Source organism: Nocardia gipuzkoensis (assembly GCF_021183645.1).
Taxonomy (GTDB): Bacteria; Actinomycetota; Actinomycetes; order Mycobacteriales; family Mycobacteriaceae; genus Nocardia; species Nocardia abscessus.
Genome location: NZ_CP089225.1, coordinates 4530761 through 4545542, shown reverse-complemented (window position 1 = coordinate 4545542; position 14782 = coordinate 4530761). Strand labels below are relative to the sequence as shown.

13 protein-coding genes are annotated in these 14782 nt (G+C 69.1%); 5 read left to right on the top strand and 8 right to left on the bottom strand.

The annotated features are described in order from the left end of the window. Window positions 1-62 precede the first annotated feature (62 nt). Window positions 63-3062, bottom strand: a complete 3000-nt coding sequence (locus LTT66_RS20515) for a UPF0182 family protein (RefSeq protein ID WP_195096543.1) — start codon at window positions 3060-3062, stop codon at window positions 63-65. Window positions 3063-3274: 212 nt separating this feature from the next. On the opposite strand from LTT66_RS20515, the gene LTT66_RS20510 reads away from it, so the two are divergent. Then, complete coding sequence (locus tag LTT66_RS20510) at window positions 3275-3856, top strand: PPA1309 family protein (protein WP_181719814.1); 582 nt, start codon at window positions 3275-3277, stop codon at window positions 3854-3856. A gap of 28 nt (window positions 3857-3884) precedes the next feature. Here the strand turns inward: LTT66_RS20510 and LTT66_RS20505 are convergent, their stop codons facing one another. Next, on the bottom strand, window positions 3885-4910 hold the full coding sequence (locus tag LTT66_RS20505) for a YlbL family protein (RefSeq protein WP_233060181.1): 1026 nt from the start codon (window positions 4908-4910) through the stop codon (window positions 3885-3887). A 127-nt stretch (window positions 4911-5037) separates the two neighbouring features. On the opposite strand from LTT66_RS20505, the gene LTT66_RS20500 reads away from it, so the two are divergent. From LTT66_RS20500 to LTT66_RS20490, 3 genes are all read left to right on the top strand, one after another. Next, a complete protein-coding gene (locus LTT66_RS20500) occupies window positions 5038-6450 on the top strand; it encodes a zinc-dependent metalloprotease (protein WP_233060180.1) in 1413 nt (470 codons plus the stop codon). Between the two features lie 84 nt (window positions 6451-6534). Beyond that, window positions 6535-7410: a hypothetical protein gene (locus LTT66_RS20495; RefSeq protein ID WP_233060179.1), complete on the top strand. Its 876-nt coding sequence runs from the start codon at window positions 6535-6537 to the stop codon at window positions 7408-7410. Window positions 7411-7421: 11 nt separating this feature from the next. Continuing rightward, the gene (locus LTT66_RS20490; protein ID WP_233069345.1) at window positions 7422-8801 is read left to right on the top strand and encodes an ABC1 kinase family protein; all 1380 of its coding nucleotides are present in this window, start codon (window positions 7422-7424) and stop codon (window positions 8799-8801) included. 352 nt (window positions 8802-9153) lie between these two features. On the opposite strand, the gene LTT66_RS20485 is transcribed toward LTT66_RS20490, so the two are convergent. The 5 genes from LTT66_RS20485 to LTT66_RS20465 all read right to left on the bottom strand — a co-directional run bounded on the left by LTT66_RS20485 (window position 9154) and on the right by LTT66_RS20465 (window position 13465). Continuing rightward, window positions 9154-9477 carry a WhiB family transcriptional regulator gene (locus LTT66_RS20485; protein WP_157106825.1) on the bottom strand — a complete coding sequence of 108 codons (324 nt, stop codon included), beginning with the start codon at window positions 9475-9477 and terminating at the stop codon, window positions 9154-9156. Window positions 9478-9612: 135 nt separating this feature from the next. After that, window positions 9613-9951: a hypothetical protein gene (locus LTT66_RS20480; RefSeq protein WP_233060178.1), complete on the bottom strand. Its 339-nt coding sequence runs from the start codon at window positions 9949-9951 to the stop codon at window positions 9613-9615. A gap of 112 nt (window positions 9952-10063) precedes the next feature. Next, window positions 10064-12214 carry an ATP-dependent DNA helicase UvrD2 gene (locus LTT66_RS20475; RefSeq protein WP_233069344.1) on the bottom strand — a complete coding sequence of 717 codons (2151 nt, stop codon included), beginning with the start codon at window positions 12212-12214 and terminating at the stop codon, window positions 10064-10066. A 240-nt stretch (window positions 12215-12454) separates the two neighbouring features. Continuing rightward, the gene (locus LTT66_RS20470; protein ID WP_233060177.1) at window positions 12455-12919 is read right to left on the bottom strand and encodes a MarR family winged helix-turn-helix transcriptional regulator; all 465 of its coding nucleotides are present in this window, start codon (window positions 12917-12919) and stop codon (window positions 12455-12457) included. Between the two features lie 9 nt (window positions 12920-12928). After that, window positions 12929-13465, bottom strand: coding sequence for an EVE domain-containing protein (locus LTT66_RS20465; protein ID WP_233060176.1), 537 nt, complete (start codon window positions 13463-13465; stop codon window positions 12929-12931). A 115-nt stretch (window positions 13466-13580) separates the two neighbouring features. Between LTT66_RS20465 and LTT66_RS20460 the strand changes: the two genes are divergently transcribed. Then, window positions 13581-13811, top strand: a complete 231-nt coding sequence (locus LTT66_RS20460; RefSeq protein ID WP_086007524.1) for a mycoredoxin — start codon at window positions 13581-13583, stop codon at window positions 13809-13811. A gap of 38 nt (window positions 13812-13849) precedes the next feature. Here the strand turns inward: LTT66_RS20460 and nudC are convergent, their stop codons facing one another. Continuing rightward, the gene (gene nudC, locus LTT66_RS20455; RefSeq protein WP_233060175.1) at window positions 13850-14755 is read right to left on the bottom strand and encodes an NAD(+) diphosphatase; all 906 of its coding nucleotides are present in this window, start codon (window positions 14753-14755) and stop codon (window positions 13850-13852) included. Between the last annotated feature and the right edge of the window lie 27 nt (window positions 14756-14782).

Here is a 14782-nt window from a genome sequence, read left to right as displayed (position 1 = left end):
GCCGCCATCGCGAGGATGGCGGCGTCTTTTGTTGTCGTGGTTATTGCGGCGGCACCGCTATTTCAGCGACCCGCGTCCTGATACGCCTTGACGGCGGCTTCCAATTCATCGAGCGCTCGGCCGAAATCCTGGAAGTTTCCGCTGCGCATGGCATTTCGGACATTCTCGATCTTCCGGTTCAGCTCGGTCGCCGCCGCGTCCTTGGCCGAGGACGATCCCGTGGCAGGCGGCGGGACCGACGCGGGCGGCGGGGTTCCGGCGTTGCTGACGCCGTTGTTGCCCTGGTCGGCAGGCGGCGGCGCGGTGCCGGGCTTCGGCCTGGTGCCCGAGTCACCGCCGGACGGCGTCGCCAGCGCGCCCGCGGCCGGGATGACCTGGTTCAGCGCCTCCGCCAAGGTCGAGGCGTAGCCCACCTTGACGTTGCCCGCCTCGTCTCGATAGCTGACCAGCACCCGCAGCAATTGCGGGAAGGTCGCCGTGTTCGGCCCCGTGTTGCGTTCGTTGTAGAACGGCTCCACGTACAGGATGCCGCCGTCGGCGATCGGCAGCGTCAGCAGATTGCCATATTTGATCTTGTTCGAATTCGACAGCAGCGTTTTCTCGCGCGACACCTCGGGCGCGGTCGTCATCCGGTTCTGCGTCTGCTGCGGACCCAATGTCTGCGTGTCCGTGGGCAATCGCCGAATCGTGAACTTCCCGTACCCATCCGGGTCCGATCGCACCGAGATATACGCCGCGAGGTACGGCCGGTTGTAACCAGTCATGGCACTGGTCAGATTGAACGAGGGTTTGTTCGTTTTCTGGTCGCCCAGCAGCACGTAATACGGCGGCTGGTTTGCGGTGGTCCCGCCCTCGGAGGTCGGGTCGGCGGGGACCGACCAGAAAGCGTTGTTGGTGAAGAATTCCCGGGGATCGTCCACGTGGTACTTGGACAGCATTTCGCGCTGGACCTTGAACAGATCCTCCGGGTAGCGGAAGTGCGCCCGCAGTTCCGGCGAGATCTCGCTCTCCGGCTTCACCGCGCCCGGGAACACCCCGCGCCACGCCTTCAGCACCGGGTCCGACGAGTCGACCTCGTACAGGGTGACGGTGCCGTCGTACGCGTCGACCGTCGCCTTGACCGAGTTGCGGATGTAGCTGACCGACTTGCGCGGCAGCAGCCGGCCGGTCTTCTTGTCGATGCTGTCCTCGACGCCCTCCAGCGCGGTGGACTGCGCGTACGGGTAGTTGTCCAGCGTGGTGTAGGCGTCCACGATCCAGACGATCCGTCCGCCGACCACCGCGGGGTAGGCGTTTCCATCGGTGGTCAGCCAGGGCGCCACCTTCTGCACCCGTTCCCGCGGGCTGCGGTTGAAGATGATCTTGGAGTCGTCGGCGATGGCCGAGGAGAACAAGATGTTGCGCTCGGCGTACTTGGCCGCGAAGGCGAGTCGGTTGATCCAGTTGCCGATCGGCACGCCACCCTTGCCGGTGTAGGTGTACTGCGCGACGTCGGAGTCGTACTCGCGCGGACGCTGGCCGTCCATCGCGCCGACGATCGCGTAGTCCGGATCCCACTGCGAGATCAGCTCGCCGAAGTACACCCGAGGCTGGTCGACCCTGATCCGCTGCTTGTCCGCGGGCGTGAACAGGTCGCTCACCATGAAGATCGGGTATCCGCCGTCGCCGCTGCCCCCGGCGGCGTTCGGGTCCTCGGACGGCGGCTTGTTCACCCGGTTGGCGGGAGCGGCGACGAAACCGTTGCCGTGGGTGTAGACGGTGTGCCGGTTGATCCAGTCGGTCTGGTTGCCGCTCAGCGCCGCGGGCGAGAGCTCCCTGGCGGCGACGACGTAGTCCTGCACGTCACCGTCGAGGTTGTAGCGGTCGATGTCCAGCGACTCCGGGAAGCCGTAGAAGTTCTTCAGCTGGCGCAGCTGGGTGAAGGTGGGCGAGAGGATGTTCGGGTCGAGCAGCCTGGCGTTGCCGATGGTCGCGGCGTCCACCGGGACATCGAGCGGGCTCTTGCTGCTCTCGCCCTTGTAGTCCTTGTACTCGATCCTGTCGTTGGTGATGCCGAACGCCTGCCTGGTCGCGGCGATATTGCGTTCGATGTACTCGCTCTCCTTGTCCGCGGCGTTCGGACGCACGGAGAACTGTTCGACCACCAGCGGCCACACCGCGCCGACCAGGATCGAGGACAGCACCAGCAGTGCGGCGGCCATCGCGGGCACCCGCAGATCGCGCAGCACGATGCCGGCGAAGAACGCGAGCGCGCAGATCACCGCGATGGACAGCAGGATGAGCTTGGCGGGCAGCACCGCGTTGATGTCGGTGAACGAACCGCCGGTGAAGGTGGGTTCCTTGCGGCTGCTGGAGAGCAGTTCGTACCGGTCGAACCAGTAGGCGATCGCCTTGAGCAGCACGAAAAGCCCGGCGAGCACGGCCAGCTGGATACGCGCGGGCCGGGTCAGTGTGCCCTCGCGGCCGGTCAGCCGCAGTCCGCCGAAGACGTAGTGGGTGACCAGGCTGGCGAAGAACGCGATGACCACCGCGACGAACAGCCAGTTCAGCACCATGCGGTAGAAGGGCAGGTCGAAGGCGTAGAAGCCGACGTCGAGGCCGAACTCCGGGTCCTTCTCGCCGAACGATCCGCCGTTGAGGAACAGCTGCACCGTCACCCAGTTCGACTGCGCCACCAGGCCCGACAACAGGCCCAGCAGCACCGGAATGCCCACGCCGAACAGCCGCAGCCTGCTCATCACGGTGGTGCGGTAGCGCGCGATCGGGTCGTTCGGGCCCGCCACCGGCACGAACACCGGCCGGGACCGATAGGCCAGCAGCAGCGCCAGCCAGACCACCAGGCCGACGAAGGCCGCCACGGCCACGAACAGCAAGACCCGGGTCCGTAGCACCGTGATGTACACGTTGCGGAAATCCACTTCGCCGAACCACAGCCAATTCGTGTAGGCGTCCGTCAGCCGCGGCCCGAGCAGCAGCAACGCCGCGAGGACGATGGCCGTCACCAGCAGCACACGGCTGCGTCGGGACAGCGAAGGTAAGCCGGTGGGGGGCCGCATGCCCACGATGCCACTCTCCAAGGTCCGGCGACGCTCGCACCGATACGCCCGGCCGATGCGCCGCAGTCCGATGTTGCGGATGGTCCTTCCGGACCGTGTCCCGGCCCACTCTACGGAAATCGGACACCATGCAGCTGGCAGGGTTGCGCTTGCCGCGCCGGGGAACCGATCACCCGGGTTTCCGGCTGGCCCGCGCGGCGGTTTGGTTGGATGTTCGCGTGACCCCAGACCTGCACGCCGAACTCGTCCTTGCCCGCTCCGTCCGGGAGGTGGCGGAATTCGTCGACGCGGAGGGGTGGGGTCGTCCCCCGCAGATGTTCGCGCTGGTGCCCACCGCCGACCTGGTGGCGGCGCAGCCGGAACTCGAGGATCAGCTCGACGAGGGCGACGAGCTGACGCCGGTCGCCCAGGAGGCGTTTCCCGACGACGTCACCGGCGGCTCGATCGCCCTGGACGAATTCCTCGCCACCACCAGCTGGCCCCCCGCCGTCCAGGGTTGTGTGCTGGTGCAGGAGATCGTGGTGCTTCCGCCGGACGCCGAATCCACGCTCGACGACGCGCTGGCTCCGCTGCTGGCCGATCACGAGGCCGCCGACGCGGCCGCGCGCGCCGCCGCCGAAGCGCACCCGGAGCGCCGGGAGGCGCGGTTGTTCGCCGCGGTGCTACGCGGCGGCGCGTCGCTGTGCCTGCTGCAACTGCGACCCGAGGACGACGCCGACGATTTCGGCGACCTGGACCTGCGCACCTACCCCAACCTGGCGCCGAACCTGGTGGAAGCGCTGCACCACACGCTCGAGTGACGCGCACGCCGCGCGCTCGGGTGCGGCCTCACCCGCAGCTGACCGGCTCCTTGCCGGTGTTGATCTCGTTGAGCGACTGCACCGCGCCGGTGAGGTTCTCGACCCGCACCAGCCGCAGGCCGTCCGGGATCCGCTGCTTGGCCTCGTTGCAGTTGGCCTCGGGCACCAGGAACGTCTCCGCGCCGGCCTCCCGCGCGGCCATCATCTTGTACTGGATGCCGCCGATCGGACCGACCTTGCCGTCCTGATCGATGGTCCCGGTGCCCGCCACGAACTTGCCGCCGTCCAGCTCGCCCGGGCTGAGCTTGTCGATCAGCGCCAGGCTGAACATCAGGCCCGCCGACGGGCCGCCGATGTCGGCGAGGTTGAACGCGACCTGCATCGGCGGCCGCGCCCCTTCGCCCGGCGTCACGCCGAGGTAGCCCTTGGCGGGATCGTCGGGGCGGGCGCCGAGGACGATCGTCGCCGTCTGCTCGGTGCTCTCGCGCCGGAACACCACGGTCAGCGTGCTGCCGGGCGCTTGGCCGGAGACCGCCGTGATGACGTCCTTGGGCGTCGTCACGGGTGTGCCGTTGATGCTGATCAGCTCGTCGCCCGCGCGCAGCGCCTCATGGGCGGGGCCGTCCTCGGCCACCTTGCGCAGCAGCACGACGGTCGGCAGGTTCAGGTAGTGCAGCGCGGCCACCTCGGCGTTGCCCTCGGAGTCCTTGAAGTCCTGCTGGTTGGACTTGTCGATCTCCTCGCGCGAAACGCCGGGCGGGTAGACCTCCGAGCGCGGCACCAGGCCGTGCTGGCCGCTGGCCCAGAAGCCGAACGCCTCGAAGATGCTCAGCCCGTCGCGCACCGAGACGGTGGTCATATTGAGATGCCCGGTGGTCGGATCGACCTCGGTTCCCCGGACGTCCACCACTTCCTTGCCGTCCACCTTGCCGAGGGTGTTGAAGGTGGGGCCGGGACCGAGTGCGACATACGGCACAGTCACGACGCTGCCGACGACGCCGAGCACGAGCACCGGGATCAGGGCGGCCACCAGGGTGAGGATCCGACGATTCACCTGGACCACAGTAGTGATACCCGGCGTCGCGAAGCGCCGGAGGCGGTCGTTTCGCCCGGGCGTGCCGCCGCCGGTTTCGCGGCGCGCGAACATCGAGACGCTGTGCTACACGCGTAACGTGAAGGGCATGAACGACCACCCCTTCGGATTCTCGAACCGCGACGACGACGATCGCAAGCGCGGTGACGAGCCGAGCGGTCCCGGCCCGAACGATCCGTTCGGTTTCGGTATCGGTGGGTCCGGCGCGGGCGGATTCGACCCGGCGCAACTCGGGCAGATGCTGACCTCGCTCGGCCAGATGCTCAGCGGCATGGGGCAACCGGGCTCGGCGCAGGCCGGGCCGGTGAACTACGACGTCGCCAAGCGGCTGGCCCGTCAGCAACTCGGCTCGACCATCGCCCCGGTGACGTCGGGCGCCGCGAGCGCGGTGGCCGACGCCGCGCACCTCGCCGAACTCTGGCTCGACAGCGCGACCACCCTGCCTGCGGGCGCGACCAAGACGGTCGCGTGGACCGCCAACGACTGGATCGAGCAGACCCTGCCCACCTGGCAGCGCCTGTGCGACCCGGTGGCGCAACAGATCTCGGGCATGTGGACCGCGTCGCTGCCCGAGGAGGCCAGGCAGTTCGCCGCGCCGATGGTCGGCATGCTCGGTCAGATGGGCGGCCTCGCGTTCGGTTCACAGCTCGGTCAGGCGCTCGGCCAACTGGCCAAAGAGGTGCTCACCTCCACCGACATCGGCCTCCCGCTCGGGCCCACCGGCACCGCAGCGCTACTGCCCGCGGCGATTTCGGAGTTCAGTGCGGGACTGGAGCAGTCGGAGAGCGAGATCCTGGTGTTCCTCGCCGCGCGGGAAGCGGCCCACCAGCGACTGTTCGCGCACGTGCCGTGGCTGCGTCAGCAGGTGCTCGGCGCGGTCGAGGACTACGCGCGCGGCATCCGCATGGACTTCTCCGCACTGGAGCAGGCCGCGCAGGGCATCGACCCGATGTCGCTGGCCGATCCCGCGAAGCTCGAGGAGATCCTGGCGCAGGGCACGTTCGAACCGCAGACCACGCCCGAGCAGAAGCAGGCGCTGGAACGTCTGGAAACGCTGCTGGCGCTCATCGAGGGCTGGGTACAGGTGGTGGTCGGCGACGCCGTCGGCGACCGGTTGCCCGGCGCGGGCGCCCTGGCCGAGACGCTGCGCAGGCGCCGCGCCACCGGCGGGCCCGCGGAGCAGACCTTCGCGACCCTGGTCGGCCTGGAGTTGCGGCCGCGCAAGCTGCGCGAGGCGGCGGCGCTGTGGCGCAGGCTCACCAGCGACGCGGGCATGACCGCCCGCGACCGGGTGTGGGCGCACCCCGACCTGCTGCCGGATTCCGACGACCTGGACTCCCCCGCGGGCTTCATCGACTCGGTGATCGGCGGCGGCACCACCGCGTTCGACGATCCGCTTACGCAACTGGCCGAAACCGAGGCGCGGGAGCAGGCCGCGCGCGAGCGCAAGGATGACGACGCGGGTCCGGACCTGGGCAAGGAAGGCGGCGCTTCCGCCTGATCCTGCCTGTGGATGAAGCGAAACCCTGTGGATAACTGAGGATTTCGGCCCGATCCCGAAGCACGCGGTCCGCATACTGATGACATGACAACGACGTGTCGCGGTCCGCGATTGCGGCCGCGGGTGACCGTTCTGGTCCGCCCGACCGGTGTCGTGCAGCTCGGGTGTGATCCGGAGACCGCGGTGGTGCTCGGTCCGGAAGGTATGGACGCCGAGACCGTCCTCGCTTTCCTGCGCCTGCTCGACGGTCTGCGCACCAAGCCGCAGATCATCTGGCGAGCCGGAGAGTGCGGGATCGACGCCGAGCGCGCCGTGGCCTTGCTCACCCTGGTCGATGAAGCCGGGTTGCTGGACCATCCCGAGGACCGGGCAGGGCAGGTGCGGACAGTGCGGGTGCACGGCCTCGGCCCGCTGTCGGACGCCGTGTCGGCCGGTCTGCGCGCGCTGGGCGTGCGGCCGAGCCGGTCCAGGGACTACCCGTCCGGCGCGGCGACGGTGCGATCGTGGGGGTCGGATCTCGTCGTGCTCGCCGACGCGCTGATGCCCGATCCACGGCTGGTGCACGATCTGCTGCTGCACCGCATCCCGCATCTGCAGCTGCGCATCCGAGACAACAAGGGCGTGATCGGCCCGCTGGTGCTGCCGGGCGTCACCAGCTGCCTGCGCTGCGCGGACCTGATCCGCGCGCAGAACGACGCCGACTGGCCGCACCTCGCGGCGCAGCTGCTCGGCCGGGTGGGTCACGCCTCTCCCGCCGGGATCGCCGCGACCACGGCGGTGGCCCTCGGCGAACTGGAGACGGTCATCGACTGCTCACCGCGGCGCACCCCGGCCACGCTCGACGCGACGCTGGAACTGGATCTGGATTCACACGTCCTCGATCGGCGCGCGTGGGGCCGCCATCCCGCGTGCGCGTGTGCGGCTGTTTCCGCAGCACTCGGCACCGGGGCGCGGGGGTGATCAAGATTGCCATGGCCGCGGGCTGGTCCGTCCGCCATGATGGGTACGTGTCAGAGATCGTGCGCCGTCGCTCGTCCCGCAACGCCAAGTTGGCCAAGATTCCGCTCGGCATCGCCGGCCGTGCCGCCGTTGGGTTCGGTAAGAAGCTCGCCGGGGGCGACAAGTCCGAGATCAACGCACAGCTCAATCAAAGGGCCGCCGAGCAGCTGTTCACCGTGCTCGGCGAGCTCAAGGGCGGTGCGATGAAGTTCGGGCAGGCGCTCAGTGTGATGGAGGCCGCCGTCCCGGAAGAGTTCGGCGAGCACTATCGCGAGGCCCTCACCAAGCTGCAGGCCGCCGCTCCGCCGATGCCGGCCGCCACCGTTCACCGGGTGCTCGACCAGCAGCTCGGCACCCAGTGGCGCAGCCGCTTCAGTGAGTTCGACGACACTCCGGCCGCGTCCGCCAGCATCGGGCAGGTGCACCGGGCGGTGTGGGCGGACGGCCGGACCGTCGCGGTGAAAGTGCAGTACCCCGGCGCCGACGAGGCGCTGCGCGCCGACCTCAAAACACTGTCGCGCATGTCCGGCCTGGTCGCGTCCGTGATTCCCGGGGCGGACGTCAAGCCGATCCTCGCCGAGATCACCGAGCGCACCGAAGAGGAGCTGGACTACCGCAACGAGGCGGCCAACCAGCGCAGCTTCGCCAAGGGCTTCGACGGGCACGGCGAGATCGTGGTGCCGAAGGTGGTGGCCAGCGCACCGAAGGTGATCGTCACCGAGTGGCTGGACGGCATCGCCGTCTCCACGATCATCAAGCAGGGCGCCGAGGATCCGGAGGGCACCCGTGCGCTGCGCAATCGCGTCGCGGGACTGATGGGCCGGTTCCACTTCTCCTCCCCCGAGGTGGTCGGACTGCTGCACGCCGACCCGCACCCGGGCAACTTCATGATGCTGCCCGACGGCAAACTCGCCGTCATCGATTTCGGCGCCTGCGCACCGATGCCGGAGGGCTTCCCGCCGGTGCTGGGCCGGATGCTGGCCCTGGCGGTCGAGGAGCGCTTCGCCGAACTCACCGAACTGCTCTACGACCACGGCTGGGTGATCCCCGGCCGGGTGGTCACCCACCAGGAGATCGCCGACTATCTGCGCCCGTTCACCGACCCGATCCAGACCGACTCGTTCCACTTCACCCGCCGATGGATGCAGCGCGTGGCGGGCAAGGCATCGGAGTTCTCCAGCCCGGAAATGAAAACCGCACGGGCCCTGCAACTCCCGGCGGAATACGTGATGATCTTCCGCGTGCTCGGCGGCTCCGTCGGCATCCTGGCACAGCTCGATGCCGAACTGCCGTTCATGCAACTCGTCCGCACCTGGATGCCGGGCTTCAGCGAGGAGCGCACGGCCTCCTGAGCAGACTCCCCAGCTCGGTCGAGGCGTAGGTCTCCCGGGCTGTCCCGCTCAACTGCAAACGAACGTCCACGCCACTCGAAACCCGCCGAGTGCGAGTCTTACGAGCACCGTTCGCGGCCCGTCTCGCGGCCGAGTGACCGAAGCGCATGCGCCGTAGGCGCGAGTCTCGGTCGCTCGGCCGCGAGACTTCCCGGGGCCGCGAACACGCAGCGCCGCAGGCGCTGCAAATCAAACACAGCCGCCCACCTGAAACGGTGGGCGGCTGGTCTGCTTTCTCGTTCGTTGGCTCGGCCCGTGCCGGGACCGACCGAATCGAGCACATCGACCGGAGGGAGGGACATCACTCCCCGGCTCATGCCGGGACCGCGACCTTGCGCGGACGACCGCGGGGACGCTTGCGGGCGATCACGACACCCTGGTCGAAGATCTCACCGCCCCAAACACCCCATGGCTCACGACGATCCATGGCGGCGCTCAGGCAGCCCTTGCGGATCGGGCAGGTCGCGCACAGCGCCTTGGCCTGCTCCAACTGGACCGGGCTCTCGGCGAACCAGAGGTCGGGGTCTCCAGCACGGCAGGGCAGGACCTTGGTGATCTCCTGGGTCCGGGTAGTCGACGCCACGGTTCGGCATGTCACGTCAGTAGTGGCCTGCGGCCAACCCTGTGCGGTGAACACGTCGTTCTCCTTCAGCTTGTTTGCAGCGGTTCGTTTGTTGTGCGAAACCGGTGCCGGTCGGCTGAAGGGCCGGAGAATACTGGCCACGGTTTCGCTGTCGTGCGATCCGTGGCCAGGAGGTCGGGGAGGAGTTCCCTACCTAGGTCGACATCTGTGTCGAGTCCTGATCACGGTCGCTGGGTGTGCGGTGCGGAGGCGTGCTGCCCGCGGATCCGCCGGCTGGAAGCCGACTTCATCCGCGAAGACACCGACTGCTGCCTCGGCAGCCGCCGGGTGCCAGCCCGCGCTGGGCTTGCCCTGAATCTCGGTACGGACGGACGCGTGCATCGCAGCGGAATTCACTTGCGTGCAAGACGTGCCGAACGCACCGATTTCGGACAGACCGATCCCCTGCAAAGCGAGGATCCCCCGGGAGGCCGCCATGGGCGAATAGACCGCAACGCCGTTGGCGCTGAAGTTCATGATGTTGTCCACTGCTCTGCCTCCCTCCTGTACTCGTGTGTGTCGGTAACTGTGCGCGCCGAGATGCCCTCCCGGTGCGTGAAATCCACCATAGGCAAGATCGCCCAGCGCCACAACCTATTTTCTACCTGCGGTTTTGTGATGTGGATCGAAGTCGGGACGCGACGATCGCGAGCACATCCGCGCCGAACTGGTCGATCTTCTTCGCGCCGATGCCCGCGATCGCGGCCAGCGCGGCGTCGTCGGCGGGCAGTTGTTCGGCGATCGCGGTGAGCGTGGTGTCGGTGAACACCACGAACTCTCGCACCCGCAGCGACTCCGCCTTCTCCGCACGCCAATCCCGCAGTGCGGCAAGCAATTCCGCGTCCATTTCGGCCGGGCAGCGACGGCAGCGGCCGAGCATGGTCGCGTAGGTGCCGATCAACGGTTTCGCGCAGACCCGGCAGGTCGGGCGGACACCACCGGCGGCGACGGAGGACGGCGCCGCGATCCGCGACGCGGGCGAGTCGTCGGGGACCAGGCCGTTGAGGAATCGGGAGCGCCGCCGATTGCGCCTGCCACCTTCGTTCCTGGCCAGCGCCCAGGACAGCCGCAGATGCTCGCGCGCCCTGGTGACGCCCACGTAGAGCAGCCGCCGCTCCTCCTCGAGCGCCGCCTCGTCGGCGACCGAGCCGTCGTCGGCGAAGACGTGCGCGATCGGCACCGTGCCGTCGGACAGGCCGACGAGGAACACCGCGTCCCACTCCAGGCCTTTCGCGGCATGCAGTGAGGCCAGCGTGACCCCTTGCACCGTGGGTGGGTGCCTGGCCTCGGCACGGGTCGCGAGCTCGCGTAACAGCCCGGTCAGGTCCAGCCGGTCGTCGTGGCCGACCAATTCCTCGGTCAGGCGCACCAGGGCGACCAGCGAGGACCAGCGTTCGCGCGCCTGGGCGCCCGCCGGCTCGGTGGCGGTCAGGCCGACCGGAGCGAGCACCGCGCGTACCAGCGAGACCAGGGCGTTGCCACTGCGCGCCTGGTCGGGCAGGTCGTCTCGGGCGGCGGCCTGCCGCAGCGCCTGCACGGCCTGCCTGACCTCCGCCCGCGCGAAGAAGCCCTCGCCGCCGCGGACCTGGTACGGGATGCCGCGCTCGGTGAGCGCCTGCTCGTAGCTCTCGGATTGAGCGTTGATCCGATAGAGCACGGCGATCTCGGCGGCCGGTGTTCCCGCCTCGATGAGCCGGCCGATCGCCTTGGCCACCGCCGTGGCTTCGGCGGGCGCGTCGTCGTATTCGGCGAACGCGGGGTCCGGTCCGTCGGCCCGCTGGCCGATCAATTGCAGTCTGGTGCCTGCGATGCGGCCGCGCGCCGCCCCGATCACCCGATTGGCCAGCGACACCACCTGCGGCGTCGAGCGGTAGTCACGTTCCAGCCGCACCACGGTGGCGTCCGGGAAGCGACGGGAGAAGTCCAGCAGGTAGCTCGGTGTGGCGCCGGTGAACGAGTAGATCGTCTGGTTGGCGTCACCGACGACGGTCAGGTCGTCGCGATCGCCGAGCCACGCGTCGAGCACGCGCTGCTGCAGGGGTGTGACGTCCTGGTACTCGTCCACGACGAAGCTGCGGTAGCGGCCGCGGAATTCGTCGGCCACCGCCGGATAGTCCTCCAGCGCGGCCGCCGTATGCAGCAACAAGTCATCGAAGTCCAGCAGCAACCCGTCGGGCGTCGCCTTCAGCTTCTCGTAGCCCGCGTAGACCTCGGCCACGCGCAGTGCGTCATAGGGCGTCTCACGGTGCCGTTTCGCGACCGCCGCCGTATAGTCCTCCGGCGCGATGAGCGAAGCCTTCGCCCACTCGATCTCGCTGAGCAGGTCGCGGACGCTGTCGGTGGCCGTGGACAGCCCCGCCCGGTGCGCCGCCTGCGCGACGATCGGGAACTTGGCATCGATCAGCCGCCACGGGACATCGCCGACGATCTGCGGCCAGAAGTACTTCAATTGCCGCAGCGCCGCCGCGTGGAACGTACGCGCCTGCACCTGGTTGGCCTCGCCGCCGAGGCCGAGCGCACGCAGGCGGGTGCGCAACTCCCCCGCCGCACGCGCGGTGAACGTCACCGCGAGCACCTGATCGGCCTTCACGTGCCCCTGCGCGACCAGATGCGCGATGCGATAGGTGATGGTCCTGGTCTTGCCGGTACCCGCGCCCGCGAGCACACATACCGGACCGCGCGGCGCGCGGACGGCGGCGGCCTGCTCGGGGTCGAGGTCTGCGAGATCGAGAGCGGGCACGGGGTCCATCATGACAGCGCCCACCGACACCCACCGTGCCGCCGGGGGTCCGGCCACGAGCCGCACGCCGTCGATGCCACCGGCACCTAGCGTGTACTGGACTCGGCGACGCATCCGCAGGGGGCAACGGTGCCGGACTCGAGACAAGTTCGATGCCGTGTTCTGCGCTGGCGGACGGTCCGGCGCTGCGACCGGCTTGCTCGTGTCGTTACGGCTGCGCCGATGCCGAGCGGGTCCGGGAAGCTACGCGGATCAGCGGTCGCGCAGCAGGCGCAGCGAGCGGACGAAGGCGCCGCCCGACGCACCCAGCGGGGCGAAGTATTCCTCGTCACACGCCTCGACCGCTGCGATCGCCCGGTTGACCAGCGCCACACCGGCTTCGGTGGCGACCAGGGCCTTCGCCCGGCGATCGCGCGGGTGGTCGCGGCGTTGGAGCAGGCCCTTCTGTGCCAGCGTGCGCACCACCTGGGAGGTCATCATCGGATCGGTGGCCGCGTATTCGGCCAGGTCACGCTGCCGCACCGGGTCCGCGTGGCCCGCGGCGAGATAGGTCAGCGCGGCGAGCAGCACGAATTGCACGTGGGTCAGGTCGAACGGGGCGAGCGCCGCGCGCTGCGCGGCCTGCCAGCGGTTGGTCACCTGCCACAGCAACAGGCCGGGGCTTTCCTCGGCCGTGCGAAATCTGGAGCGCAGGCGCCCGTCCCCCGCCTCGTGCATCGGCATCCTTCACTCGTCGGTCATAGTCCGCGCGATCAGTGCGTAGTCGTGCGCGCTGAGTTCTATCAGGCCGCGGCGCAGGACCATTCCCCAGTTCGGCACGCTGGTGAATTCCAACTCGTCGCGCAGCGCATCGATCGGAGTCTCCCGCACGCCCGCTCGGTAGCTGATCGATCGGCGCCACGGCCGGAAGCAGCCGCCGTCCTGTGGGGCGGCCTGCCAGGCGGGCCGGTCATCGATCGTGCCGATCGCGGTGAACGAGCGCACCGGCGCTCCGGCGCGCATGCCCTCGCGCGGCGAGTAATAGACCAGCCCGTCGCCCGGCCGCATGCGCTCCACGGCCGCGCGCTTGCCGTGACCGGCTTGCGCTATGCCGAGTTCGACACCGCGCCGGACGTGTTCCCGGGAGACGACCGCCAGCCAGTATCTCGCGCTCGATCCGAAGAGATTCCCGCCGCCGGCGGGCACATACCTCTCCGATGCCGGGGCATTCCCGTCGGCGCTCCTCCTGCCCACGCGCTCGGTGGGCGCTGTCGGTTGCCTCATACATTTAGTATGCGCGCATACTAAATGTGGCGCAAGGCGAGCAGGTTCGAGTTGGAACAGTGAGCGGTCCTCCGGCGTTGCAGTGTCCGTGACTGACGCGAACCACACCCTGACGATGTACTCGACCACCTGGTGCGGCTACTGCCGCAGGCTCAAGAAGCAGCTGGACGAGGCGGGCATCACCTACGTCGAGATCGACATCGAGCAAGATCCGGCGTCGGCCGAGTTCGTCGGGAGCGTGAACGGCGGCAACCATGTCGTGCCGACCGTGAAGTTCGCCGATGGCTCCACCGCGACGAACCCGTCGCTGGCGGCGGTCAAGCAGGTGCTGGCCGGCCTGTCCTGATCAGCCGCCGCGCGCGGGCCGCAGCGGCCCGCGCGCGCTCAGTCGATCGCGGCCCAGGATTCCACGATGGTGCGCGCGATGGAGATCGAGCCCGGCAGCAGCAGCTGGGCGCCCTCACCCTGCTTCGACCAGTCGCCCACCGCCAGCGCTTCGCGCACCTGCGCACGGGTGAACCAATTGGCTTCGGCGATCTCCCCGTCGGAAAAGACCAGCGGCTGCTCGGGATCGGCCACCGCGGCGAAGCCGAGCATCAGCGAGCGCGGGAACGGCCACGGCTGGCTGCCCAGGTAGCTGATCTCGCGCACGTCGAGGCCGACTTCCTCGCGCATCTCGCGCTCGACGCAGCGTTCCAGCGACTCGCCCGCCTCGACGAACCCGGCCAGCAGCGAGAACAGCGACTTCGGCCAGCTCTGCTGCCGCGCGAGCAGCACCCGGTCGCCGCCGTCGTGGATCAGGCAGATCACCGCCGGATCGATGCGCGGGAACTCTTCGTAGCCGCTCTCGGTGATGCGCGACCACCCGGCCTTGGACACGGTGGTCACCGCGCCGTCCGCACCGTTGTATCCCGCCTTGTCGTGCCAGTTCAGCAGGGCGATCGCGGTGGAGAGCAGCCCGGCGGCGCGGTCATCGATGGCGCCGCCGGCCAGTGCGCGCAGATCGGTCAGCGCGCCCTCCAGCTCCGCGTCGCGCACCGCCCACAGGTGAACACCGTCCTCGACGCCGAGGAGCACCGCGTCCGGGTTCGGCTCGGCGGACAGCTCGAGGGCGGCGTCCAGGATCAGGACACCCTCGTCGAAGCGCACCTGCCCGCGCCGATTGACCCGCAGGAGTTTCGCGCTCCCCCAGCCCTCCTTCAGAGCCCGAGCGTCACCCCGGATCGTCTCGGCCCGGTCGACTACGGAGCGGGACAGCAGTGGAACACCATTGAGCTGAAATGCCGGCACGATTCGAGACTATCGCGCCCGAGCTAC